At 46.8% G+C, this 21,008-nt stretch carries 22 protein-coding genes and 1 pseudogene; 15 read left to right on the top strand and 8 right to left on the bottom strand.

Features of this window, described 5'->3' with window-relative positions:
* Positions 1 to 81 precede the first annotated feature (81 nt).
* From E4V70_RS06755 to sodB, 3 genes are all read right to left on the bottom strand, one after another.
* Positions 82 to 2,187 carry a ribonucleoside triphosphate reductase gene (locus E4V70_RS06755; protein ID WP_122862375.1) on the bottom strand — a complete coding sequence of 702 codons (2,106 nt, stop codon included), beginning with the start codon at positions 2,185 to 2,187 and terminating at the stop codon, positions 82 to 84.
* A 343-nt stretch (positions 2,188 to 2,530) separates the two neighbouring features.
* A complete protein-coding gene (locus E4V70_RS06750) occupies positions 2,531 to 2,896 on the bottom strand; it encodes a hypothetical protein (RefSeq protein WP_122862374.1) in 366 nt (121 codons plus the stop codon).
* A 188-nt stretch (positions 2,897 to 3,084) separates the two neighbouring features.
* Positions 3,085 to 3,735, bottom strand: coding sequence for a superoxide dismutase [Fe] (gene sodB, locus E4V70_RS06745; RefSeq protein ID WP_122862373.1), 651 nt, complete (start codon positions 3,733 to 3,735; stop codon positions 3,085 to 3,087).
* 355 nt (positions 3,736 to 4,090) lie between these two features.
* Between sodB and E4V70_RS06740 the strand changes: the two genes are divergently transcribed.
* The 6 genes and pseudogenes from E4V70_RS06740 (at position 4,091) to E4V70_RS06720 (ending at position 9,655) form a co-directional block, all read left to right on the top strand.
* Positions 4,091 to 5,089, top strand: a complete 999-nt coding sequence (locus E4V70_RS06740) for a DctP family TRAP transporter solute-binding subunit (RefSeq protein WP_122862372.1) — start codon at positions 4,091 to 4,093, stop codon at positions 5,087 to 5,089.
* Positions 5,090 to 5,095: 6 nt separating this feature from the next.
* The gene (locus E4V70_RS06735; protein WP_122862371.1) at positions 5,096 to 5,638 is read left to right on the top strand and encodes a TRAP transporter small permease; all 543 of its coding nucleotides are present in this window, start codon (positions 5,096 to 5,098) and stop codon (positions 5,636 to 5,638) included.
* A 9-nt stretch (positions 5,639 to 5,647) separates the two neighbouring features.
* Complete coding sequence (locus E4V70_RS06730) at positions 5,648 to 6,931, top strand: TRAP transporter large permease (RefSeq protein ID WP_122862370.1); 1,284 nt, start codon at positions 5,648 to 5,650, stop codon at positions 6,929 to 6,931.
* A gap of 221 nt (positions 6,932 to 7,152) precedes the next feature.
* The gene (locus E4V70_RS11165; protein ID WP_331869468.1) at positions 7,153 to 8,040 is read left to right on the top strand and encodes a PAS domain S-box protein; all 888 of its coding nucleotides are present in this window, start codon (positions 7,153 to 7,155) and stop codon (positions 8,038 to 8,040) included.
* Positions 8,000 to 8,413 (top strand): annotated as a pseudogene (locus tag E4V70_RS10965) (GGDEF domain-containing protein); the annotation flags it as partial. The gene E4V70_RS11165 and the pseudogene E4V70_RS10965, both read left to right, overlap by 41 nt.
* A gap of 114 nt (positions 8,414 to 8,527) precedes the next feature.
* Positions 8,528 to 9,655 carry a hypothetical protein gene (locus tag E4V70_RS06720; protein ID WP_122862369.1) on the top strand — a complete coding sequence of 376 codons (1,128 nt, stop codon included), beginning with the start codon at positions 8,528 to 8,530 and terminating at the stop codon, positions 9,653 to 9,655.
* Positions 9,656 to 9,875: 220 nt separating this feature from the next.
* Here E4V70_RS06720 and E4V70_RS10770 read toward each other — a convergent pair whose 3' ends face one another.
* Genes E4V70_RS10770 through E4V70_RS06710 form a run of 3 tightly spaced genes read right to left on the bottom strand, consistent with a single transcriptional unit; the run spans position 9,876 to position 12,515 of the window.
* On the bottom strand, positions 9,876 to 10,025 hold the full coding sequence (locus tag E4V70_RS10770) for a hypothetical protein (RefSeq protein WP_009494881.1): 150 nt from the start codon (positions 10,023 to 10,025) through the stop codon (positions 9,876 to 9,878).
* A 16-nt stretch (positions 10,026 to 10,041) separates the two neighbouring features.
* Positions 10,042 to 11,889, bottom strand: a complete 1,848-nt coding sequence (locus E4V70_RS06715) for a mechanosensitive ion channel domain-containing protein (RefSeq protein ID WP_122862368.1) — start codon at positions 11,887 to 11,889, stop codon at positions 10,042 to 10,044.
* A complete protein-coding gene (locus tag E4V70_RS06710) occupies positions 11,886 to 12,515 on the bottom strand; it encodes a carbonic anhydrase (protein ID WP_122862367.1) in 630 nt (209 codons plus the stop codon). Before E4V70_RS06710 ends, E4V70_RS06715 begins: the two co-directional genes overlap by 4 nt.
* A 162-nt stretch (positions 12,516 to 12,677) precedes the next feature.
* On the opposite strand from E4V70_RS06710, the gene E4V70_RS06705 reads away from it, so the two are divergent.
* The 9 genes from E4V70_RS06705 (at position 12,678) to E4V70_RS06670 (ending at position 19,284) form a co-directional block, all read left to right on the top strand.
* Positions 12,678 to 13,379 carry a Bax inhibitor-1/YccA family protein gene (locus E4V70_RS06705; RefSeq protein WP_122862366.1) on the top strand — a complete coding sequence of 234 codons (702 nt, stop codon included), beginning with the start codon at positions 12,678 to 12,680 and terminating at the stop codon, positions 13,377 to 13,379.
* On the top strand, positions 13,372 to 13,755 hold the full coding sequence (locus tag E4V70_RS06700) for a thiamine-phosphate pyrophosphorylase (RefSeq protein WP_122862365.1): 384 nt from the start codon (positions 13,372 to 13,374) through the stop codon (positions 13,753 to 13,755). The genes E4V70_RS06705 and E4V70_RS06700 overlap by 8 nt, the downstream gene beginning before the upstream one ends.
* 61 nt (positions 13,756 to 13,816) lie before the next feature.
* Positions 13,817 to 14,164: a preprotein translocase subunit SecG gene (secG, locus tag E4V70_RS06695; protein ID WP_122862364.1), complete on the top strand. Its 348-nt coding sequence runs from the start codon at positions 13,817 to 13,819 to the stop codon at positions 14,162 to 14,164.
* A 9-nt stretch (positions 14,165 to 14,173) separates the two neighbouring features.
* Positions 14,174 to 15,136 (top strand): polysaccharide deacetylase family protein, encoded by a 963-nt coding sequence (locus E4V70_RS06690; protein ID WP_122862363.1) that lies wholly within the window; start codon positions 14,174 to 14,176, stop codon positions 15,134 to 15,136.
* Positions 15,126 to 15,683: a ribosome recycling factor gene (gene frr / locus E4V70_RS06685; protein WP_122862362.1), complete on the top strand. Its 558-nt coding sequence runs from the start codon at positions 15,126 to 15,128 to the stop codon at positions 15,681 to 15,683. The genes E4V70_RS06690 and frr overlap by 11 nt, the downstream gene beginning before the upstream one ends.
* Positions 15,684 to 15,995: 312 nt before the next feature.
* Positions 15,996 to 16,607 carry an orotate phosphoribosyltransferase gene (pyrE, locus tag E4V70_RS06680; RefSeq protein ID WP_122862361.1) on the top strand — a complete coding sequence of 204 codons (612 nt, stop codon included), beginning with the start codon at positions 15,996 to 15,998 and terminating at the stop codon, positions 16,605 to 16,607.
* 292 nt (positions 16,608 to 16,899) lie between these two features.
* Positions 16,900 to 17,043, top strand: a complete 144-nt coding sequence (locus E4V70_RS10765; RefSeq protein ID WP_163026446.1) for a hypothetical protein — start codon at positions 16,900 to 16,902, stop codon at positions 17,041 to 17,043.
* Positions 17,044 to 17,107: 64 nt separating this feature from the next.
* A complete protein-coding gene (locus tag E4V70_RS06675) occupies positions 17,108 to 17,530 on the top strand; it encodes an RDD family protein (RefSeq protein WP_122862360.1) in 423 nt (140 codons plus the stop codon).
* 176 nt (positions 17,531 to 17,706) lie between these two features.
* Positions 17,707 to 19,284, top strand: coding sequence for a type IV secretory system conjugative DNA transfer family protein (locus E4V70_RS06670; protein WP_269472437.1), 1,578 nt, complete (start codon positions 17,707 to 17,709; stop codon positions 19,282 to 19,284).
* 284 nt (positions 19,285 to 19,568) lie between these two features.
* Here the strand turns inward: E4V70_RS06670 and E4V70_RS06665 are convergent, their stop codons facing one another.
* Both E4V70_RS06665 and E4V70_RS06660 read right to left on the bottom strand, forming a co-directional pair.
* Positions 19,569 to 20,177, bottom strand: a complete 609-nt coding sequence (locus E4V70_RS06665) for a hypothetical protein (RefSeq protein ID WP_122862358.1) — start codon at positions 20,175 to 20,177, stop codon at positions 19,569 to 19,571.
* Positions 20,178 to 20,234: 57 nt separating this feature from the next.
* On the bottom strand, positions 20,235 to 20,972 hold the full coding sequence (locus E4V70_RS06660; protein WP_122862357.1) for a hydroxymethylpyrimidine/phosphomethylpyrimidine kinase: 738 nt from the start codon (positions 20,970 to 20,972) through the stop codon (positions 20,235 to 20,237).
* Positions 20,973 to 21,008: the final 36 nt, after the last annotated feature.

Below are 21,008 nucleotides of genomic sequence, written 5' to 3'. Positions count from 1 at the left end.
ATTTAGTTAAATTTTGATTTTATACATAAATACAAAGTCAAATTTGAGCGGTAAAGCCTAGCTTCGCCACTCAAATTTAGCCTATTTTACGCTATTTTCAGCCTTAAACTCCGCCAAAAGCTCCTCGTCGCATTTCGGGCAGTATTCGTGCTCACCGCTGATGTAGCCGTGCTTGGCGCAGACGCTAAAGACCGGCGTTATCGTGATGTAGGGCAGCTTGTAGTTGTTTATCACGCCGCGCACGAGATCTTTGCACGCCTGCGCCGAGCTGATGCGCTCCTTCATATACAGGTGCAGCACCGTGCCGCCGGTGTAGGAGCTTTGCAGTTCGTCTTGCAGATCGAGCGCCTCGAACGCGTCGTCGGTGAAATTTGCCGGCAGCTGCGTCGAGTTGGTGTAGTAGATATTTTCGCCAAAACCGGCCTGGATGATATCCGGATAGCGCTTTTTGTCCTCTTTGGCAAAGCGATACGTAGTGCCCTCGGCCGGCGTGGCTTCGAGGTTATAAAGGTTGCCGGTGCTCTCCTGAAACTCGCGAATTTTACCGCGCAAAAACTCTATCATCTCGATCGCAAACTCTCGTCCGAAATCGGTCGCTATGTTTTCTTTATCGTTCGTGAAATTCCTCAAAAGCTCGTTCATACCGTTGATGCCGATGGTGCTAAAGTGATTATTAAAGTGCTTTAGATAGCGCGCAGTATACGGATACAGGCCGCGCTCGTACATCTCTTGGATAAAGGCGCGCTTCTTTTCGAGCGTGGATTTGGCTAAATTTAGCAGATACTCAAGGCGGGTGTAGAGCCCCTTTTTATCGCCCTTATACAGATAGCCTAGGCGAGCTAAATTTAGCGTCACGACGCCGATGCTGCCGGTCATCTCCGCACTGCCGAACAGCCCTCCGCCGCGCTTTAGCAGCTCGCGTAAATCTAGCTGCAAGCGGCAGCACATCGAACGCACGTGGCCGGGTTTATAGGCTTTATCGTTTGCGACGCGGTTTCCGTTTTCATCGGTCGTGTACTGGCTGCCGACGAAATTTTGAAAATAGCTCGAGCCCATTTTTGCCGTGTTTTCAAAAAGCACCTTCGCCACCTCGCTATCCCAGTCGAAATCCTCGGTGATATTTACAGTAGGTATCGGGAAAGTAAATGGCTGCGAGCATTTGTCGCCCTCGGTCATAATCTCGTAAAACGCCTTGTCGATGCGGTTCATCTCGGGTTCAAAGGCGCGGTAGGTCATATCGGTTAGCTTGTTAAAACCGCGCTTAGCGGCCTCCTGCGCTAACTCTGCGTCCTCCAGATCGCTAAATATATGCCTATCCTCGCGCGTAGGTATCTGGTCGCGCAGATCGGACGGGCAGGTGATGTCGATCGTTACGTTGGTAAACGGACTCTGGCCCCAGCGAGCCGGCACGTTTAGGTTAAATATAAAGCTCGTTATCGCCTTTTTAATCTCTTTATCGCTTAGCTTGTCGCGGAAAACGTAAGGCGCCAGATATGTGTCAAAGCTACTAAACGCCTGCGCGCCCGCCCACTCGCTTTGTAAAATTCCTAAGAAATTTGCCATCTGATAAAGCGCCTCTCTAAAGTGCTTAGGCGCCTTACTCTCGACCCTGCCGCGTACGCCGTTAAAGCCCTCGTTTAAAAGCGCCCTTAGACTCCAGCCCGCGCAGTAGCCCGTGAGGCAGTCAAGATCGTGGATGTGATAGTCGCCGTTTCGGTGCGCGAGCCCCTCTTCTTTGCTATACACCTTATCTAGCCAGTAGTTGGCGATGACCTTGCCCGCGGTGTTGTTGATGAGGCCGGCGTTTGAGTAGCTGGTGTTTGAGTTGGCGAGAATTCGCCAGTCGGTGCCGTTGATGTACTCGCTGATGGTTTGGGTGGAGTTGATGTAGGTGGTGTCTTCGTTTAGTCCTAAAATTTGCTCGCGCTGAAGCTTGTGCGTGTGGCGGTAGAGCATAAAGCTCTTCATCACGTCGAAGTGTCCCGCGTTAAAAAGCGCCTTTTCGATGTAGTCTTGCACGTCCTCGACGCTCAAAACTTCGCTATCAAACACGTGCCCCATCACGTCCAAAAAGACCTTATCGTCGTACTCTTTTGACTCGCTTTCAAAGGCTTTTTTGATCGCGTCTTGGATTTTATAGGGTAGGTATTCCTGCTTTGTTCCATCACGCTTTAATATAAATTTCATCCACCCGCCCTCCAGCTACTTTTTAACAAAAATTTTAGAAGTATACCTAATGGTTTAGCAAATTTGGCTTAAAATTTAGTGACCGAAATTTGCTCTCCAGGCATTTTAAAAATGTCATTTTTAAGTTTAAAATAGCTTTGAAAGCGCGTATATTTGGGGATTTTATAGAGAGCTAATAAATTTTAAGACAAAGATATTTTTGATAAGATATATTAAAATTTAGCAAATTTAAAATAAAACTATAAAGCAAGCGAAAGTTCAAATTTGACGAGATTTTGCGGGAGTTAAATTTGGTAAATTTGAGCAGTAGAGAGCCCCGCCGTAAAATTCGGCGGGAAAGTTTTTATTCGTCGTATCTTAAAAAGATATCCTCGCCGCCTTTTTCAAGGTTCAGGATACCTTCGCCGCGTTTAAACGTTATCTCTGTACCGATATCGTCGTTCGCTAGTCTTACGCCGCTTGCAGTGACTGCGTTTTTAAGGTTGATTTTGTGACCTTTGCTGTCTTCTAGCAGGGCTGTGTTAAATTTATCGGTAGAGCTTAGTCTAACGACGTATTTCGGGTCGTTTACGCCCGTAAATTTAATAACTTCAGCTTCTGATTTGGTGATCTGAGCTTTGTTTGCGCTCTCGCTTTTGTGCGCGTGGCAACCGCTAAGCATAGCAACTGCAGCAAAAGCCGCCAAAGATGAAACTAAAAACTTCTTCATTTTCGTCCTTTTTTGTGAAATGAGACTCGAATATTACTTCAAAATAGTTTATATAAAGTAAACTTAGCCAAGAAGGAGTCGTTGCTCAAGGCTAAATTTACTCGCGGACTTACGCTTGTTTAGAAAAAAAGCCGCCGCAAATTTATCGCCGCTCTTAAAAAGCTCGCGAAATCGGCGACTTTTCGGCATTAATGGCAGCCGCAACCGCAGCAAGATTTAGCGCCGCCGTGAAGCTCGGTAATGTAAAATTTAACCGAATTAAGACCCTCTTTTAACGCCCACTCGTAAGCGCTCGAGACGAAGTCCCAGTTGATATTTTCAAACAATTTCTCCAAATACGCAGGGCGCGCGTTTCTGTGATCGACGTAGTATGCGTGCTCCCAAACGTCCGCGACTAGAAGCGGCACAAGGCCGTCAGTTACCGGAGTTTGCGCGTTGCTTGTTTGTACGATTTGTAGTTTGTCCTCTTTTGGATTGTAAACTAGCCATGCCCAGCCGGAGCCAAAAAGCGTAGTCGCAGCCTTTAAAAACTCCTCTTTAAAATTTGGAATATCTTTTTCTAGGCGCGATTTTAGCTCGTCGCTCATTTGGCTTTTTTTCGCAATGCAATCCCAGTAAAAGTCGTGGTTATAAACCTGAGCCGCGTTGTTAAACACGCCGCCGGAGCTTTTTACCAAGATATCAAAGAGGCTAGCACCCTCAAACTCCGTACCTTTTATCAAATTATTTAGGTTATTGACATAGGTTTGGTGGTGCTTGCCGTGGTGGTAGCTACAGGTTTCCTCGCTAACGACGGCGTTTGCTTTCGGATCGAAAGGCAGTTTTCTAAGTTCAAACATAATTTTTCCTTTGTAATAAAATTTATCCGTATTATAGCAATAAAATAGTAATTAATTTATTAACGCACAAACAAACCCGCCTATGCTTCCGCTTTATCAAATCTAATTCCTCTCGCCGCACGAAAAGGTCAAATTTGATAAAATAATGTGTATTTTCGTAACACTTAGTCTTTTTAGCGTTATATTTTACTTTGACTTGCTCTCAAATTTGACGGTCAAATCTGAGATATTGTTACTTATTTACACATAAATTTGAAATTTATTGCAAAAAGTCGAAACATTTTCACGCAGCCGCTTTTTTATGAATTATAATTGCACCTAGCTGAATTAGCTAATCTTTTAAAAAGGATCACAGATGAAAATTAAGTTACTTTCCGCACTGCTTCTTTCTTGCGCGCTTGCTGGCAGCGCGTTTGCCGCAGGCAAAACATACACGATCAAATTTGCCCACGTCGTGGCCGCCTCTACGCCAAAAGGCAAGGCTGCAGACTTTTTTGCCAAACGAGTCGGCGAGCTTAGCGGCGGAGCGATCAAGGTCGAGGTATATCCTGCCGCATCGCTAATGGACGACGATAGAGTTTTTGCCGCGCTAAAGCTTGGCAACGTACAGATGGCCGCGCCTAGTTTTTCTAAATTTACGCCGATAGTGCCGCAGTTTCAACTATTTGACCTGCCATTTATCTTTAGAGATAACGCCCATCTTTACGCTGTTCAAGACGGCGAAGTTGGACAAGCCCTAAAAGATATGATCGCTAAAAAAGGCTTCATCGCGCTTGATTTTTGGGATGCGGGATTTAAGCACTTTAGCTCGAGCAAAAAACCAATCGTAGAGCCTGCGGACGCTAAGGGACAAAAATTCCGCATCCAAAGCTCAAAAGTGCTTGAAGAGCAGATCAAAGTCGTGGGCGGCAACCCGCAAGTATTGCCGTTTTCAGAGGTTTATCCGGCTCTTCAACAAGGCGTAGTCGATGCGACGGAAAACCCGCTTTCAAATTTCTATAACTCCAAATTTTACGAGGCGCAAAGCTCTTTAACGCTATCAGGCCACGGATATTTGGGATATTTAGTCGTTATGAGCGAGAAATTTTGGAAAGGTTTGCCCGATGACATGAAGGCTCACGTAACGAAGGCTCTAAAAGAGGCTACGGCTTACGAGCGCGAAGAGACGGCTAAGGAAGAAGAGCATATTTTAAGCGAGCTTAAAAAATTCGCAAGCGAGAGCAAAAAGCTTGAGATCATCGAGCTAAATGCCGATCAAAAGGGCAAATGGGCAGAGGCTATGAAGCCGATTTATCCGAACTTCTACAACGTAATCGGTCAAGACCTGGTAGAAAAAACGATAAATACGAAGTAGGATTTTATGGGTAAATTTTTTGAGATTTTAGATGTCGGCATTGCCTCGGTAAACAAAACCGTAGCGGTGCTAGGCATCGCCGCAGGCACGCTGCTAGCCTTTGTTAACGTAGTGATGAGATACTGCTTTAACACAGGCTGGTCGTGGGCCGGCGAGCTAACGAACTATCTTTTTATCTGGTCGGCGTTTTTCGCCGCCGCATACGGCTTTAGAAAAGGCATACATATCTCGGTTACGATTTTGATCGAGAGATTTCCGCCCATCATCGCCAAGGCATACCTTATCTTGGCAAACTTAATAACGACGGTATTTTTGATGTTTATCGTAGTTTATAGCGTGCAGTATCTACAGGTGTTGATCGAGCTTGATTCCATGAGCGTGGATCTAGGCGTGCCGGAATGGGTACCAATGCTGGTGGTTCCGATCGCTTTTTTAGGAGCCAGCTACCGCGCCGGAGAGAAAATTTTCCAGATCGCTATGACGCCGGCCGATAAAGTCATCGTAAATAACGAAGCCGAGATGATACGCGACTCGGTCAAGAAAAGCTAAGGAGAGCCTATGACCATCGCATTTTTATTTATCTCGCTGTTTGGGCTCATGCTAATAGGCGTTCCCGTCGCCGTTTCGCTGGGAGCTAGTACGGTTTTAACGATGCTGCTCTTTACCAGCTTAGATGTTGCGGAGGTGCCTCAGCGTATTTTTGACGGTATCAATAAATTTCCTCTCATGGCGATCCCGATGTTTATCCTGGCCGGAAATTTACTGAGCAAGGGCGGCTCTGCTAGACGCATTATAGATTTTGCTAAATCCATGGTCGGACACCTGCCGGGCGGCCTGCCGATGAGCTCGATATTTGCGTGCGTGATATTTGCCGCGGTTTCTGGCAGCTCGCCCGCTACCGTCGTAGCTATCGGCTCTATAATGTTTGCTGCCATTAAAGAGGCCGGCTACCCTAAAGAATACGCAGTGGGCGGTATCACGACGGCAGGCTCGCTAGGTATTTTGATCCCGCCTTCGGTTGTTATGATCGTTTACGGCGTGACATCAAATGCCAGTATCGCCGAGCTCTTTATGGCGGGCGTAGTGCCGGGGCTGATGCTGGGCGGTATGATGATAGCGCAGACTTATATCGGAGCAAAAAGGCTTGGATTTAAAGCTACTACGCCCGAGCCTTGGAGCGAGCGGATAAAAAAATTCTTCAGAGCTTTTTGGGCGCTGCTAATCGTAGTAGTCGTTATCGGCGGTATCTACGGCGGCATTTTCACCCCGACCGAGGCTGCGGCGGCGAGCGCGATATATGCGCTGATTATTTCGCTATTTGTTTATAAAGATATCAAATTTAAAGACCTGTGGGACATCTGTCTAGAGTCTGCGATCACGACGGCGATGATATTTTTCATCATCGCAAACGCGGTCGTGTTTGCGTATCTGCTAACTAGCGAAAACATCCCGCAAACGATAGCTGATAGCATCCTAGCCGCAAATATCGGCAAGATCGGCTTTTTAATCATCGTAAACATCCTGCTTTTCATCATGGGACAGTTTATGGAGCCTTCATCGGTCGTGATGATCATGGTGCCGCTGCTACTACCGATCGCGACTGCGCTAGGCGTGGATCCGGTGCACTTCGGTATCCTGCTCATCGTAAACATGGAAATCGGCATGATCACGCCGCCGGTCGGGTTAAATTTATTCGTCGCCAGCGGCCTAACCGGCATGAATCTAAAAGACGTCATCGTCTCATGCTTGCCGTGGACATTGACGCTATTTGTCGGACTCATCCTGGTGACATACATCCCGGAAATCTCGCTTTGGCTACCGAGGCTGATGTACGGAGGCTGATTTAAATTTGCAAATTTACGGCGACTCGCGTGAGCTTATACGGCTCGGCGACCTGCCGTAAATTTGACGCTCTTCTTCAAATTTAGATCAAATTTACGCTCTAATTTAAGCTAGCAAATTTCTAAATTTTAACTCCTCGCAAAAGGTCAAATTTAGCCGCACCAAAAAGCCTCGTTAAAGCTCGCCTACTGTATCATAACCAAAAACAAAAGAGGGCAGTCATGTACCGCGTCAAACTGCATATTTGTTTAACACAGGATATAAAAAATAAGCTTGAGCAATACAGTAAGATCCCGCCCAGGCCGCGCTTTGAACACGAATTTAAGATCCTACAAAGTGCCCACGACATCCCCTCGCCCATCCCCGACGGAAACCAATACCTAATCATCGCAAGCCGGAACTGCGGACTAAATTTACCCGAACTAAAAAACCGTATCGGCGAAAACGGCTTTTTGGCGATTTATGCGAGAGGCTCGGACGAGATAACGGGCGAGCAAAAGCAGATCGCTGACGAAATTTGGCTTGAAAGCGCAAATTTAGACGACTTTTACTTTGAAAAAGCGCTAAATTTGATCGCCGAACGTAAAGAGTCGTGGCTACAAAAAACTTGGCTACAAACGCTGATAAACTCGTCTCCCGATATGATCTGGTTTAAAGATATGGGCGGGCTACATCTAGAGGTAAACGACGAGTTTTGCGAGGTCGTAAACAAGCCAAAAGAGCTCGTGCGGGGCAAAGATCACTACTACATCTGGGATATCCCAAAAGAAATCTACGAGCAAACTGACTATGTCTGCGTCCAGACCGAGGACGACGTCGTCGCAGCGCGTAAGACCTGCCTTTTTGACGAGGAGGTTATGCGCGCGGACGGCAAACTAAGCAAGCTAAAAACGTATAAAACGCCGATATTTGACGGCGAGACGATCATCGGTACCGTCGGCATCGCGCGCGACGTGACGAAAGAGCACGAGTATCTGCAAAATATCAAATATCTAGCCCACTACGACCAAGCTCACGGGGCTAGCCAACCGCAACCAGCTAGACGCCTTTTTAGACGGGCTAAAAACGGTACGTATGAGCATACTTTATATGGATCTGGATCGCTTTAAGCAGGTAAACGACGAGCACGGACATCAGGCGGGCGATAAGGCTCTGGTCGCGATCGCGGAGCTGATAAAAGAGATTTTTGCCGACGCTATGAACGTGCGTATCGGCGGGGACGAGTTTATCTCGATATTTACCGACGGAGCTACCGCGCAAAGCATCGCGCCTAGGGTGCAAATTTTGATCGACCGATTTTTTAAAATTTGTCAAGAAAATCCCCTATTTAACAGACTATGCGTGAGCGCGGGCATCGCGGAGGGAAGGACCGGGCCTAACTCCTTTGATCTACTGCTTCAGCGAGCCGACGATGCTCTTTATAAAGCAAAACACTCTGGTCGCGGCACGTACTGCGTAAGCCCGCGGAAGGATTTTGAATAAAATAAATTTGCGCAAATACTTGCTAGCGAGCAAGCCGCGTTAAATTTTTCTGCACTAAATTTTCCTCAAATTTTGCCGATATCGTTAGAAAGCCAAATTTTAAAAGGATTTTAGATGATAGGCGGCGTAAACGGATTTAACGCAAATGCAAATTTCGATTTTAGCGGCGCTCGCGGGCAAAATTTAAAAACACGCGAGAAAAAAGAAGCGGCGAATTTGATGTCAAATTTGACGGCACAGATGAATTACGATACGGTAAATCCAAGCAAATTAAACTACGACCAACTAAAAATTTGGGCGGACAAGGTTGATCCAGAAAAGCTAACGGGTAAAAATTTAAGCATGTGGTTGGGCATAAAAATGGGGTTTGAAAAGGTTGTGGATGATTGGCGTAAGGAGCTTGGACTAAAGCCGGACGAGCCCGTAGCTGTGAGGAGGATATTTTATCTAAGCGGCTACACGAGAGACGATAAAATCAGCATCTGGGGCAAGATGAACGGGCTTGATCCGAGTACCGACAAAGAAAAAGCCGCCGAGCTAAAAAGCTTCGTAGATAGCACGCGAGCTCTGATCGCGCACGCGGGCGATCCGTCCGATATATTTAGGCAGGATGTCTTTAGCGTGGATAAGTTTTTGAGTAAATTTAACGTGGATCTGGGCGGGTTTGGTACGGGGCTTGGTATGCGTAGCGGCAGCGGCCTGATAATGGACGCCAAAGCCTCGAAGCTACTGGATTCAGATATGAGCGAGGAGGAGTTTAAAGATAAATGGCTCGAGCACGCGGCAAATAAAATCCTAGGAGAATACGCAAACGTCAAAATTTCGTTCAAGGACGGCGCGCTAAATTTCGACCAAACGCCCGCAAAAGAGCGCATTACGCTTCTTGGGCAAGAGATAGAAGATCGCGTGAGCTACGCGGACGAAGCGAGCAAAAAAGAGTTTCTTAAATTTCTAAAAGACGTATTTAAAAACGGCGAGAGTATCGGAGACGCGCTACAAAAAATCGCGCTAAAAAAGGGCGATTTTGACAAAACGGCCAAAGAGGAAGCGCAAGCAGACGCTGCGAAAGAAAAGAAATTTAAACCTATCCACGCTACTAGCAAAAGCCAAACCTATGTTTACAAGGATATAAAGCGCGAGTTTTTCGAGAAATTTATCAAAGCCGAACAGGAAAAAGGGACGGACGTAACCAAGCTTTTAGAAGCTCTAAATAAAATCCGAAAACTTGATATAAATGCCTAAATTTGAAGGTGGCGGTTGCTAGAATAATTAAAAAAGACAAATTTGCATATCGCACAAAAACAAAGTCTATACAAAATGGCCAAACCGTCCTGTCTTAAGCCGAATTCGGCTCAAAATTAGCTAAAAATACGCGCCGAATTTACTCGTAAAAGCTAAATTTAAACGCTCCAAAATTCGGCCTGCCGACAATTTGCCCCGCAAAGCCGAATTTGAGCGCAAATCACATCTCGTAGCTATCCTCTTCGTCTTCGTCGCCGTATTCGTAGTCGTTCTCATCGTAGTTATAGCTGTATCGCTCGGATCTCTCGTCGTCAAATTCGGAGTATTCCTCCTCCAGATCTTCCTCTTCGTAGTCAAATTCTTCGCTCATTTTCTCTCCTTTAAAATTATTTTTTCACTTCTTCGACATATAGGCTCTGGCTAGGGAAGGCAAATCCAAGCCCGTTGGCCTCTACGATATTCATTATTTTTAGCATCACGTCCTCTTTGACGGCCAAAAACTCGCCCCAAACTATCGTCTTTGAAAAGCAGTACACGAGGATATTTATCGAGCTATCCGCAAACTCGTCCACGACGACGAATAAATTCGACTTATATCCGGCCAGATCATCGATCGAGACGATACCGCGGTCGTATCGACTAGCCTTTTTCGAGCCCATATCGTCGCCCTTTGCGATGTCTGGGTGGTCGATTAGCATCTGTTTGATCTCATCGACGCACTTTTTGATCTGCTCGGTCGTGGCGCTGTATTCTAGCCCGATTAGCATCCTGATGCGCCGTCCCATCTTTCGCCTACTCCAGTTTCGGATCGGATCGCTAGCTAGCTTTGAGTTTGGCACGAATATAAGGGCGTTATCAAAGGTTCGCACGGTCGTTTTTCTAAGCCCGATCTCCACGACCGTTCCCTCGATGTCGCCGCATACGATCCAGTCGCCTTGCGAAAACGAGTTGTCAAAGAGCAGCATAACGGAGGCAAAGAAATTCGCCAAAATATCCTTAGTCGCAAGAGCTACAGCAAGGCCGCCAATACCAAGAGACGCGATGATAGCGCTGACGTTAAATCCGAGCTTGCTAAGCACGATAAGTAGCGCGATAACAAAGATGATGAAATAGATGATCTTTAGGATCAAATTTATCACCTCTTTGCGCCCGCTTTTTTTGGTGAGTTCGTTGATGAGCACCATGCCGTAGCCGTTTAGTACGCTAAGTATGAGCCAAGTGACGGCGATAACAAAAGTGATCGTGAGGAAATTTGCAAATTTTATCGGCATCGGAGCCGGATAATACGCGATCGAGACGCATATATCTATCGCGTAGGCGATAAGGGTGAGCAGCATCGGGCGTTTGATGATCTCGACGATGCGCCCTTTCGTCTGTCTATCCGAGTCGTGCTTGACGAAAAATTTCATTAACGCCCACAGCGTGAGCTTACTAAGCAGCGTCGTAAACGAGACGAAAAACAAAAATACGACGAATATAATCGCAGCCTTGCCGACGTTAAATTTGCTCGTAAACGATGCCTTTTCATTGATAAAATCAATCGCCGTTTTTAAATTTAGCTCCGAGATGATATAGTTTGACGTGAGCAGCTCGGCATTATCGCGCAGATAGTGAAGTATCTCTTCAAGCGTCTTTTTGTGCGCCTCTAACGCGTCTAGCTCGCCTTTATGCGCTAGGGCTACTTCTTCGCTTAACGAGTCTTTAAAGGCCTTAAACTGCGCGTAAAACTCGGTCTGAAAGCTAAGCAGCGTCTCCTCGACGGCAAGTTTGACGTTTACGGCTTTGCCGCCCTCTTTAAAGATATTTTCCAAATTTAAAAGCGAGGAGTAAAATAGCTCGTCAAGCCGCATGCGCTCAAGCTCGAGCATGTTTTTGACGTATAAATTTTGATTGCTAGAGTTTTTTAGCTTTTTGGTTTTCGTCTCTAGATCTTGCATCTCTTGTTTGAAATTTTGCACCTGTTCCTCGTCGATTTCGATTTGCATGATGAGGTAGGGGATCTGCTCGATCAGTTTTTCTTTTTTCTCCAGGACCGTTCTAAAAAGCACGTTTTTATCGGCGGTTTCGTTATTTTCAGCCGACTGCGCCTTGATAACGGCGATCTGCGAGTTTGCTTCGTTGATTTGATTTACGACGCTTAGGATGTCGGTTGCGTTTAGATCGTCGCTTGCGGTATTTGCGAACAAATTTAAGCTAATGCACAGCGCAAAAACGGCGGCTAAAATTTTTCTCATTTCTCGACTCCTAGCAGTTTAAAGCTCTTTGTTACGAAGTTGTAGTTATAAATTTCGCCCGTTTCTATTATGTAGTGCCAGGCGTAAATTTTTAGCTCCCCGTCTCTAAATTTAGCCTTGACGTCGGGATAGCTCAGTAAATTTTCAAACGAATTTACAAGGCTTAGGCGTTCGGTTATCCACTCTCTTTTTGCGATATTGTCGCCGAAAAGCTTTTGCACGCGCTTTTTTACGGGTTCTAGCAAGTCAAGCCAGCGCTTTACGTTTGGCGTTTTGCTAAATTTAGCCTCATCCATCCACAAAGCCGCACAACCGCCGCAGTTACTGTGCCCGCAGATGATGACGTTTTGTACGTTTAGCGTTTGCAAGGCGTACTCGATCGCCGAGGTCGTAGCCAAAAACTCCTCGCTTTTGCGGTATGGGGGCACGATGTTTGCGATATTTCGCACGACTACGAGATCGCCCGGAACCGTGTTTGTTATGAGGCTAGGCACCACGCGCGAGTCGATACAGCCGACAAAAAGAGTGTGCGGCGTCTGTTTCTCGCCCAGACTCTCAAAAAGCTCCTTATGCTCTAAAAAATCCTCTTCCATAAATTTAACTGCGCCGTCTAAGATACCTTGCATCTGCTTTCCCGTATAAAAAATTATAAAATATTATATCAAAAACGTTTCAAAGTTCGTTAAAATTTTTTAAAATGCTTTTCGCGCGTCAAATTCAGCGATCTTTTATATATTATTTACCTATTTTTGGCTAAATTTGCGTCAAAATTTAAAAAAGGAGAAAAAATGAGTTTATATGACAGAAACTATGCAAACTCAAGAGAGCACGAGGTTGCGAGCGAATATTCGCAAAGCGCGCTTAGCACGTTTATCAAACAAACCTATCAGCTTTTCGCGGCTTCGCTTTTAGCAGCCAGCGTCGGAGCTTACGTCGGGCTTTACAGCTCGCTGGGAGCGACGGTAGCGAGCAACTACTGGCTATTTGTGATACTTGAGCTAGGACTTTTGGTCGGTTTAATGTTTGCCAAACGCAAAGCGGGCTTAAATTTGATCCTGCTTTTTGCCTTTACTTTCGTTAGCGGACTTACGCTTACGCCTATTTTAGGACGCACTTTTGCGATGCCCGGAGGCGCGGCGATAGTAGCCCAGGCCTTTACGCTTACGACGGTAGCATTCGGCGGACTTAGCGTGTTTGCGATGAACACCAAGCGCGACTTTACCGCGTTGGGCAAGATGCTTTTCATCACGCTTATCGTTTTGCTCGTGGCTATGCTACTAAATTTATTCTTCCAAAGTCCGATTTTTCAGGTAGCGCTATCGTGCGTAGCCGCTGTTTTATTTAGCGCGTACATCCTTTACGATACGCAAAATATCATACGCGGCAACTACGAAACTCCGATCGAGGGCGCAGTTGATCTTTACCTTGATTTCTTAAATTTATTCGTTTCATTGCTTAGAATTTTAGGATTTTTTAATAGCGATGACTAACGATGAGCGGCTCTACCGCGTAATAGACGCAAATTTAAACCGCTTAAAAGAAGGGCTTAGAGTCGTCGAGGACGTCAGACGTTACGGCTTTGACGACCTAGCCCTCGCTAAAAAAATCAAAAATCTCCGCCACAAAGCAAAAATCCCGCAAAAAGAATTCTTAAAATTTCGCGACGCCGCAAACGACGTGCTAAAACCGAGCCTAAAAGACGAGCAAATCCGCCTAAATTTGGACGATTTACAAACCGCCAACATCAAACGCGCGCAAGAAAGCGCAAGGGTTTTAGAGGAGTGTTTTAAGCTCATCGACGTTAAAATTTCCGAGATTTTTAAGGCCGTGCGCTACGAACTTTATGAGATAGAAAAAGAAATTTAACCCAAATTCAAAACTTTTTTAGTATAATCGCGACTAATTTTGAAAATTTAAAAGGATTTTTATGGATTCGCTTTTTTTAGTATTGCAGTTTATTTTCGCGGTAGTTTTGACGATCGCCGTTTTGCTTCAGAAAAGTTCCTCTATCGGACTGGGCGCGTATAGCGGCAGCAACGAAAGCCTATTTGGCGCAAAAGGACCGGCCGGATTTTTGGCCAAATTTACCTTCGTAGTGGGCGTTTTATTTATCCTAAATACCCTAGCGCTAAGCTATGTTTACAACACTCAAAGCAGCAAATCTCTCATAGATAGCGTCGATACTTCGTCGCTACCTGCGGCTCCAGAGGCAGTCGTTCCGCAAGCTCCTAGCGCTCCTGCAGCTCCAGAGGCTCCGGTAAGCGAGCAAAAATAAGGAGCGTCAATGAAAAAATTAGTTTCCGCGCTTGCATTTTTTGCAATGGCGCAGTTTGCGCTTGCAGATGCGCATATCTTTAACTATCACAGATTTGACGACGATAGACACCCGACTACCAACATCTCTAGCAAAAATTTACGCGAACAGTTTGACTATTTTAAAGAAAAAGGCTACGAGGTCATCCCGCTTTCAAAGCTCGTGGACGCGATAAAAAACGGCGAGCCGGTATCTGATAATTGGGTTGTTTTAACCGTAGACGACGGCTACAAGAGCTTTTACGAAAAAGGCTTGCCGATATTTTTAGAGTACGGATATCCGTTTGCGCTGATGATTTACGTCGAGGCTACCGCACGAAAATACGGCGACTTTATGACCTTTGAGCAGATCAAAGAGATCGAAAAATACGGCGAAGTCGGCTATCACTCCTACGGTCACTTACACATGGTCGGTCTTAACGAGGAAAAATTAAAAAACGACTTTGAGGACGGCATAGGCAAATTTGAAAAAAATATGGGCTACAAGCCGCGATATTTCGCCTATCCTTTCGGCGAATATAACGACAGGGTACGCGACGTCGCGATAGAGCACGGTATCGAGGTGATACTCAGCCAAAACTCTGGCGCAGTCGCGGCAGATAGCGATCTGCATGAACTAGATAGGATCCCTGCGATGAACGGTACGCACCTGCCATCCGCGCTTGCTAGTAAATTTCTAAAAGCCGAATGGATACTTCCGCAAGACTATCCGAAGGATAATAAGATTAGCGAACTTATCATCAAAACCGACGAGAATGCGACGCACGGCTACTTCTCGATGACGGGACAGCAGACAAAAAAGGTCAAGCTTGAAAACGGACAGATGACGCTTAAATTTAACAAGCCGATCGACCGATATAAAGTCAGAATGAGCCTTAAAGTAAACGGAAAAACGACGACAAAAATTTTAGTAAAGGATATAAATGCTGAATGAAATTTACAAAAAGCAAAAAGAGCATAGCGACAAGTGTATCGAGGGCCTAAAACGCGACTTTAGCACGCTTCGCACAGGCAAGGTAAATATAAGCATAGTCGATAATATTTATGTGGATTATTACGGTAGCCAAACCCCGCTAAACCAAGTAGCCACCGTACTAACTAGCGATGCTAGCACCATAAGCATAACGCCGTGGGAAAAACCGATGCTAAAAACTATCACCGCAGCGATCTCTGCGGCAAATATCGGCGTAAATCCGAACAACGACGGCGAGAGCGTGAAGCTATTTTTCCCTCCGATGACGGTCGAGCAACGCCAAGAAAACGCAAAGCACGCTAAGGCATTTGGTGAAAAAGCCAAAGTCAGCATAAGAAACATCAGAAAAGACGCGAACGACGAGGTTAAAAAGCTAGAAAAAGATAAAGCTATCACAGAAGACGAGAGCAAAAAAGGGCAAGACGAAGTCCAAAAGATCACCGACAGCTACACGTCAAAGATCGACTCGCTCGTAAAAGAAAAAGAGAGCGAACTTTTAAAAGTTTAAAATTTACGTACGGCTCGTTAAATTTGACGAGCCGCTTCTTTTATAAAAACCTTCCGCTATTTCGCGTTTAACATAAATATTAATCCGCTTTTGCTACACCTAAAAGCACGTTTATCTATTTCGTCCAAATTTTAAATTTATCACACCATACTTGCTTTTACCAAAATTTTATATCCAAATTTAAAATTGCTAGCCGTTTTTGCTCGGCATAGGCTTATAATAACGCAAAATCGCAAGCCGCCAAAAGCTCAAAAAATAGTAGCTTAAGCGCGCTTAGGGTAAAATTCGCTCAAATTTTACAAAGGAAAAACGATGAATTTAGAGAAAATTTACAAGGACGCGGGCGCGTTTTTGCAGGGGCATTTTTTGCTTAGCAGCGGCAACCACTCGCAGTTTTATCTCCAAAGCGCCAAAGTGCTCGAAGATCCGCAGCTAGCAGGCGCCCTAGCTGACGAGCTAGCCGCCGTCATCGAAAAATCGGGCGTAGAGTTTGACAGCGTCTGTTCTCCCGCTCTAGGCGGCATTTTGGCCGGCTACGAGCTAGCTCGCGCGGCGAAAAAGCGCTTTATCTTTACCGAGCGAGTCGAGCGTGTGATGAGCCTGCGACGAGGCTTTGAGGTAAGGGAAGGCGAGCGATTCGTCATCTGCGAGGACATCATCACCACGGGCGGCTCGGCGCTGGAGGCCGCGCGCGTGATTGAGAGCCTAGGCGGCAAGGTCGTGGCGTTTGCCGCGCTTGCTAATCGCGGCTTTTGCAAGGTCGCAAATTTAGCGGGCAGCGTCGCTAAAGCTAGCGCCAAACTACCCGCCGACAAGCCGTTTTTCGCGCTTGGAAACTTTGAGTTTGAGATTTACGAACCCGCAAATTGCCCACTCTGCGCCAACGGAAGCAAGGCGATAAAACCCGGCAGCAGAGGCAACTAAATTTGTTAAATTTCGCGGCTATGTTTGATTTAGCCCCGCAAATTTGGACGGATTTTGCGGGCGTCAATGAACGCAAACCGATCGCAAATCAAATTTGACTCGGCAAGCCGAATTTTGTGGTATCTCGGGCAGTAAATCAAGCGCAAACAGGCCTAGCAAAAACATGAGAGACGAAAATTATCGATTATCGCAAACGGCTGCAAAGCCAAAAACAAACAAAGACGGCAGAACCCATAAAGATTGCGCCGCACCGAGAAAATAAATTAATTCGCCCGCAACCAAAGCCTCGTTTATGAGCTGGGCAAGGTCGGCTGATAAGGCGGCGCAAGCGGCGGGCGCGCGGAAACGAGCCGCAAATTTACTGCACCGAAGCGGCAGCACAAGCAGACGTAAATTTGCCGCAGCAAAAGTAAAAGAGCATAAATTTAGTCGGTAGCGAGCAAATTTGACGCTCAAAAACTCAAAGCACGCGTCCGAAAATAAAAACAAAAGGAGTAAATTTGGCGAAACAAAAAGCGCAACTAGCCAGCATCGGCGCGCGAGTAAAGGCCTTTATCACCGATCTTTTTTTGATAGGGATGCCGATATACTACCTCACGACCTATGTTTTTTTGGACGGCAAAGACGACTTTTTGCACAACCAAACCGCGATATTCGGGGCAAATTTCGCAGTCGCTCTCATCTGCTGCGCCTTTTTTGCGATCAAAGCCCAGACGCCCGGCTACCGCTCGCAAAATATCTACCTCATCGACCTACACAGCGGCCGCAAGCTCGGCTTTGCGCGCGTTTTGCTCCGTTACATCTGCTTTTTGCTCTCAGGCGTTAGCATGGTCGGACTTTGCCTCTGTTTTTTTCGCAAGGACGCACTAAATTTGCACGATCTGCTCACGCACTCGGCCGCCGTCTGCAAAAAAGCGGAGTAGTTTCGCCCGCTTGCGGCAAATTTGAGCCGAATTTCGGCATGACCCGCCCTGCTCCGCTAAAGCTCAAATTTGATCTAGCGTTTTCGCGGTGCGGGTTTTGCAGGCTAGATTCTCATCACGTCCCGCAGTAAATTTGACCCGCTCGCCGCCCCGTCAAATTTAAATCTTTAAACCAAATTTCGTTACAATCGCCCCCAACAAGGAAAAATATGCAAAAAATAATGGGATTTACGAGAACGCGGGAAAACGCGGAGAAAAAAGGCGCGCTGATACCTAGCGACTTCACGCACGCAGCCATCATCGGAGAAACCGGCAGCGGCAAGACGACGGCGATGATATATCCGAATCTGCTTGACCGCATGCAAAAAGGCTACGCGGTGTTTGCCGTGGATTATAAAGGCGGCGAGAGCGCCAAAATCAAGGCTCTAGCGCGCAGAGCGGGCCGTCTAAAAGACGTCGTGAGCGTGGGTGCGAGGCTAGATGCGCCGATAAACCTCATCGCATCGATGAAGCCGCGCGACTTTAAAAACTGCGTGAAAAAGCCGATGGAGTCGAGGGAGAAGTTTTGGGAAGAGTTTGGCTCGAGCATCGCGACGGAGTTTTTTAAAGTGCTAAAGGCGCTTAAAATTTTCGCTAAAAAAATCACGCCGCTAAACGACTGCTACACAGACGCCTTTTACGCCGACGTGTGCACGCTCGCGCGGGATTTTACCTTTGACGTCGCTACGATACTGCGCCTCTCGCAAGACCTAGAAAAGATGCTCGAGTTTAAAGACGCGCTAAATCTAATCTGCGACAATCTCGACTCCTCGACGCTAAATTTCACCCGCGAGACGATAATGATAAACCGCGCGTTTTTAGCGACCGCGGACGAGTTTTTGGACGCGACGAGCCGCTACAAGGACATCGGCGACGAACGCACGAGAGACGATTTTCGCAACTACTCGATGATGATGTCGCCGTTTCTAGGCCTCATGAACGACGACTCGCTAAACGGCGACGGAGACGGCGCTGCGGGCGACGCGAGTATCGCAGGGCTGCTAAATAGCGGCAAGATCGTGATATTTAACGCCGCAAGCTGCGACAAAAGTGCGCTGAGCTTCCTACTAAACAGCTTTCTGCCCGAGCTTTTAAAGCGCGTAACGATGAAGCAAAAAAGGCCTATTAGCCTATTTCTCGACGAGTCGGCGAAGCTGCTAAGCGAGAACACCGAGCTAAACGAAGAGATCCTGCGCGAGTGCGAGGTGGAGCTGGTGCTGGCGTTTCAAAACGAGTTTTTGCTTAAGCGCGCGATCGGCGGCACGGCGTACGAGGCGCTGATGGGCAACCTCACCAACCGCTACTTCATGCGCAACAAAGACGTCGTGAGGCTGGGTGGCAGCGAGGTGGACTGCTCTACGCTGGAGAAATTCGAGTGCGTGCTAGAGGGCGATAAGATCGCGCTGGAGCCTATTTTCATCGACGAGGCGGAGTGCTTGCAAGCAGAGCTGGAGTTTGAGCGCGAGAACCGCTTACACGAGCGACTGCTGGGCAAAATTTACGAAAACCGCGTGATAGAGTTTGACGAAGAGATCGTGGACGACGGCAAAATCTGGGTGCGCGACGTGGATACGGGCGAGCGCGAATGCGTGTTTTTCAGCGACGAGGTGCTGGATATCCGCCCGCAAGATATCTATAAACGCCCGCCAAATACCGGCGGCTACAACATCTTGCTAGAAGACGGCACGGACGACGCACAGATAAGCTTTAGGTAAATTTGACGGCGATCAAGTGAGAGTGCGGGTTAAATTTGACCGAACAAGCAAGCAAATTTGAATGCAAATTTAGGTCAAATTTGAAAGTCGGCGTAAATTTGAACAATATGGGTTAAATTTACCGCCGTTATCCGCATCCAAATTTAACGATTAGGCCGAGAAACCCACTCATCGGCAGTCAAATTTAACAAAACCGCCCGTAAATTTATCTCTCCCAGTTTAGGACCAAATTTAGCCGCCAAACCAAACCCAAAATTAAAAGCGTAAATCTAAAATTTAGATTTTTATCTACGCTTTATATTTTTGCCGTCTTTATTTACGCACATAAAATCCACGGTAGCCCCGCCGTCATAAATCAAAGCTACGCCGTCTGAATGAAATCTATCGTCGCAACCCGCCTCTTTGTCGCCTCGTAGTATCTCGTCCGAAGCGTCGTCAAAAATCTCGTAATAAGCACCACCAAAGCCCTCACTGCGATAATAAATCGTAGTCTTGCGCTCGCCTCCAAACGCCTCGTTGCCCCAAATTCTTACACCTATGACGTTTGCGCTTTTTAGCTTGTTTTTTAGTTCGCCGAAAGTCTGCTCGTCCCAGCCAAGTATCCGCAGAGGCTCCTGCACGCTCGTTCGCTCATCTACGCGGATAAAGCTCGCGGTTTGGTTTTTATCGGCATTCACGGCGCTAAACGTCTCAACCCGTGCCCCGTCCAAGCGCAGGTCAAACCAAACTCCGCGAGGCCTAATCTCGCCCGCAAAATCGCGCAATGCTAAAATCTCGATACGATTTTTTTCGTAGTTTCGCGCCAGCTCCCGTCCATCGTATAAATTTAAGTAGACGGCCGTCGCCGCGATTAGAAAAATAACAATAAAAGACGTTTTACGGCTTATACTCATAAATCCTCGCAAATTCTTTTATTGTTAGTCTAATTTACGGCGTCAAGCACGCTAAATTTAAAATTTAACCCCGTGATTTAGCAGTTTTCTTACGCCTAGATTCGTGTCGATGCCGGTGATTATGGCGTTGTAGATGTACTCTTTGGCTTGTTGGATGGCGCCCTCTAGGCTCTCGCCGCGAGCGAGCAGGCAGGCTAGCGAGCTAGAAAACGTGCAGCCAGCACCTATGATAACCAGCGGGTCGGCTAGCGGCGTCTCAAAGTTTTGCACGCTGCCGTCCTTGCGGTAGAGCGTGTCGATGCTTTTGCCAGCGATGATGTGCTTTTTCACGATCACGTTGCACGGCAAATTCGTAAAATCATCTCCGAAAAGTACGTCTGCTTCGCGCAGGTTCGGCGTCGTGACGGCGGCAAATTTCATTAGTTCTTTTAGCCGCTCGATGGCGCTATCTTTGATGAGTTTATGCCCCATTTTCGAGACGCAGACGGGATCTAGCACCACGGGAGCGGAGTTTTTCTCTAAAAAGCTCTGTACGACGTCCATGATAGGCTCGTTAAAGAGCATGCCGATCTTGACGGCATCAAAGCTAAACTCCGCCGAGAGCATCTCGAGCTGATCGGCGATAAAGGACGGCTCTAGCGAGACGATATTTTTGATCTTGTCCGTATTTTCGGCCGTTAGCGCCGTGACCGCGGTCGCGCTATAGCAGCCAAAGTGCGCGCACGCCTTGATATCGGCTTGCAGTCCCGCGCCGCCGTTGCTGCATGAGCCTGCGATGATGAGGATTTTTTTCATTTTTTACCTTTTTTCGTTTTTAAAGCCGTATTATAA

The organism is Campylobacter showae (genome assembly GCF_900699785.1).
In the GTDB taxonomy this organism is placed as follows: Bacteria; Campylobacterota; Campylobacteria; order Campylobacterales; family Campylobacteraceae; genus Campylobacter_A; species Campylobacter_A showae_D.
Note: the sequence above shows the minus strand (reverse complement) of the source record. Positions and strands in the feature narration are given on the sequence as shown.

Excerpts from the sequence above, each read along its gene's own strand:
- E4V70_RS10770 (WP_009494881.1), bottom strand. The coding sequence starts at position 10,025 with ATGAGCGAAGAATTTGACTACGAAGAGGAAGATCTGGAGGAGGAATAC.
- E4V70_RS06750 (WP_122862374.1), bottom strand. The coding sequence starts at position 2,896 with ATGAAGAAGTTTTTAGTTTCATCTTTGGCGGCTTTTGCTGCAGTTGCT.
- E4V70_RS06755 (WP_122862375.1), bottom strand. The coding sequence starts at position 2,187 with ATGAAATTTATATTAAAGCGTGATGGAACAAAGCAGGAATACCTACCC.
- E4V70_RS06690 (WP_122862363.1), top strand. The coding sequence starts at position 14,174 with ATGAAAAAATTAGTTTCCGCGCTTGCATTTTTTGCAATGGCGCAGTTT.
- E4V70_RS06710 (WP_122862367.1), bottom strand. The coding sequence starts at position 12,515 with ATGCAAGGTATCTTAGACGGCGCAGTTAAATTTATGGAAGAGGATTTT.
- frr (WP_122862362.1), top strand. The coding sequence starts at position 15,126 with ATGCTGAATGAAATTTACAAAAAGCAAAAAGAGCATAGCGACAAGTGT.
- sodB (WP_122862373.1), bottom strand. The coding sequence starts at position 3,735 with ATGTTTGAACTTAGAAAACTGCCTTTCGATCCGAAAGCAAACGCCGTC.
- E4V70_RS06730 (WP_122862370.1), top strand. The coding sequence starts at position 5,648 with ATGACCATCGCATTTTTATTTATCTCGCTGTTTGGGCTCATGCTAATA.
- E4V70_RS10765 (WP_163026446.1), top strand. The coding sequence starts at position 16,900 with ATGAGCTGGGCAAGGTCGGCTGATAAGGCGGCGCAAGCGGCGGGCGCG.
- pyrE (WP_122862361.1), top strand. The coding sequence starts at position 15,996 with ATGAATTTAGAGAAAATTTACAAGGACGCGGGCGCGTTTTTGCAGGGG.
- E4V70_RS06715 (WP_122862368.1), bottom strand. The coding sequence starts at position 11,889 with ATGAGAAAAATTTTAGCCGCCGTTTTTGCGCTGTGCATTAGCTTAAAT.
- E4V70_RS11165 (WP_331869468.1), top strand. The coding sequence starts at position 7,153 with ATGTACCGCGTCAAACTGCATATTTGTTTAACACAGGATATAAAAAAT.
- E4V70_RS06735 (WP_122862371.1), top strand. The coding sequence starts at position 5,096 with ATGGGTAAATTTTTTGAGATTTTAGATGTCGGCATTGCCTCGGTAAAC.
- E4V70_RS06705 (WP_122862366.1), top strand. The coding sequence starts at position 12,678 with ATGAGTTTATATGACAGAAACTATGCAAACTCAAGAGAGCACGAGGTT.
- E4V70_RS06660 (WP_122862357.1), bottom strand. The coding sequence starts at position 20,972 with ATGAAAAAAATCCTCATCATCGCAGGCTCATGCAGCAACGGCGGCGCG.
- E4V70_RS06740 (WP_122862372.1), top strand. The coding sequence starts at position 4,091 with ATGAAAATTAAGTTACTTTCCGCACTGCTTCTTTCTTGCGCGCTTGCT.
- secG (WP_122862364.1), top strand. The coding sequence starts at position 13,817 with ATGGATTCGCTTTTTTTAGTATTGCAGTTTATTTTCGCGGTAGTTTTG.
- E4V70_RS06720 (WP_122862369.1), top strand. The coding sequence starts at position 8,528 with ATGATAGGCGGCGTAAACGGATTTAACGCAAATGCAAATTTCGATTTT.
- E4V70_RS06700 (WP_122862365.1), top strand. The coding sequence starts at position 13,372 with ATGACTAACGATGAGCGGCTCTACCGCGTAATAGACGCAAATTTAAAC.
- E4V70_RS06665 (WP_122862358.1), bottom strand. The coding sequence starts at position 20,177 with ATGAGTATAAGCCGTAAAACGTCTTTTATTGTTATTTTTCTAATCGCG.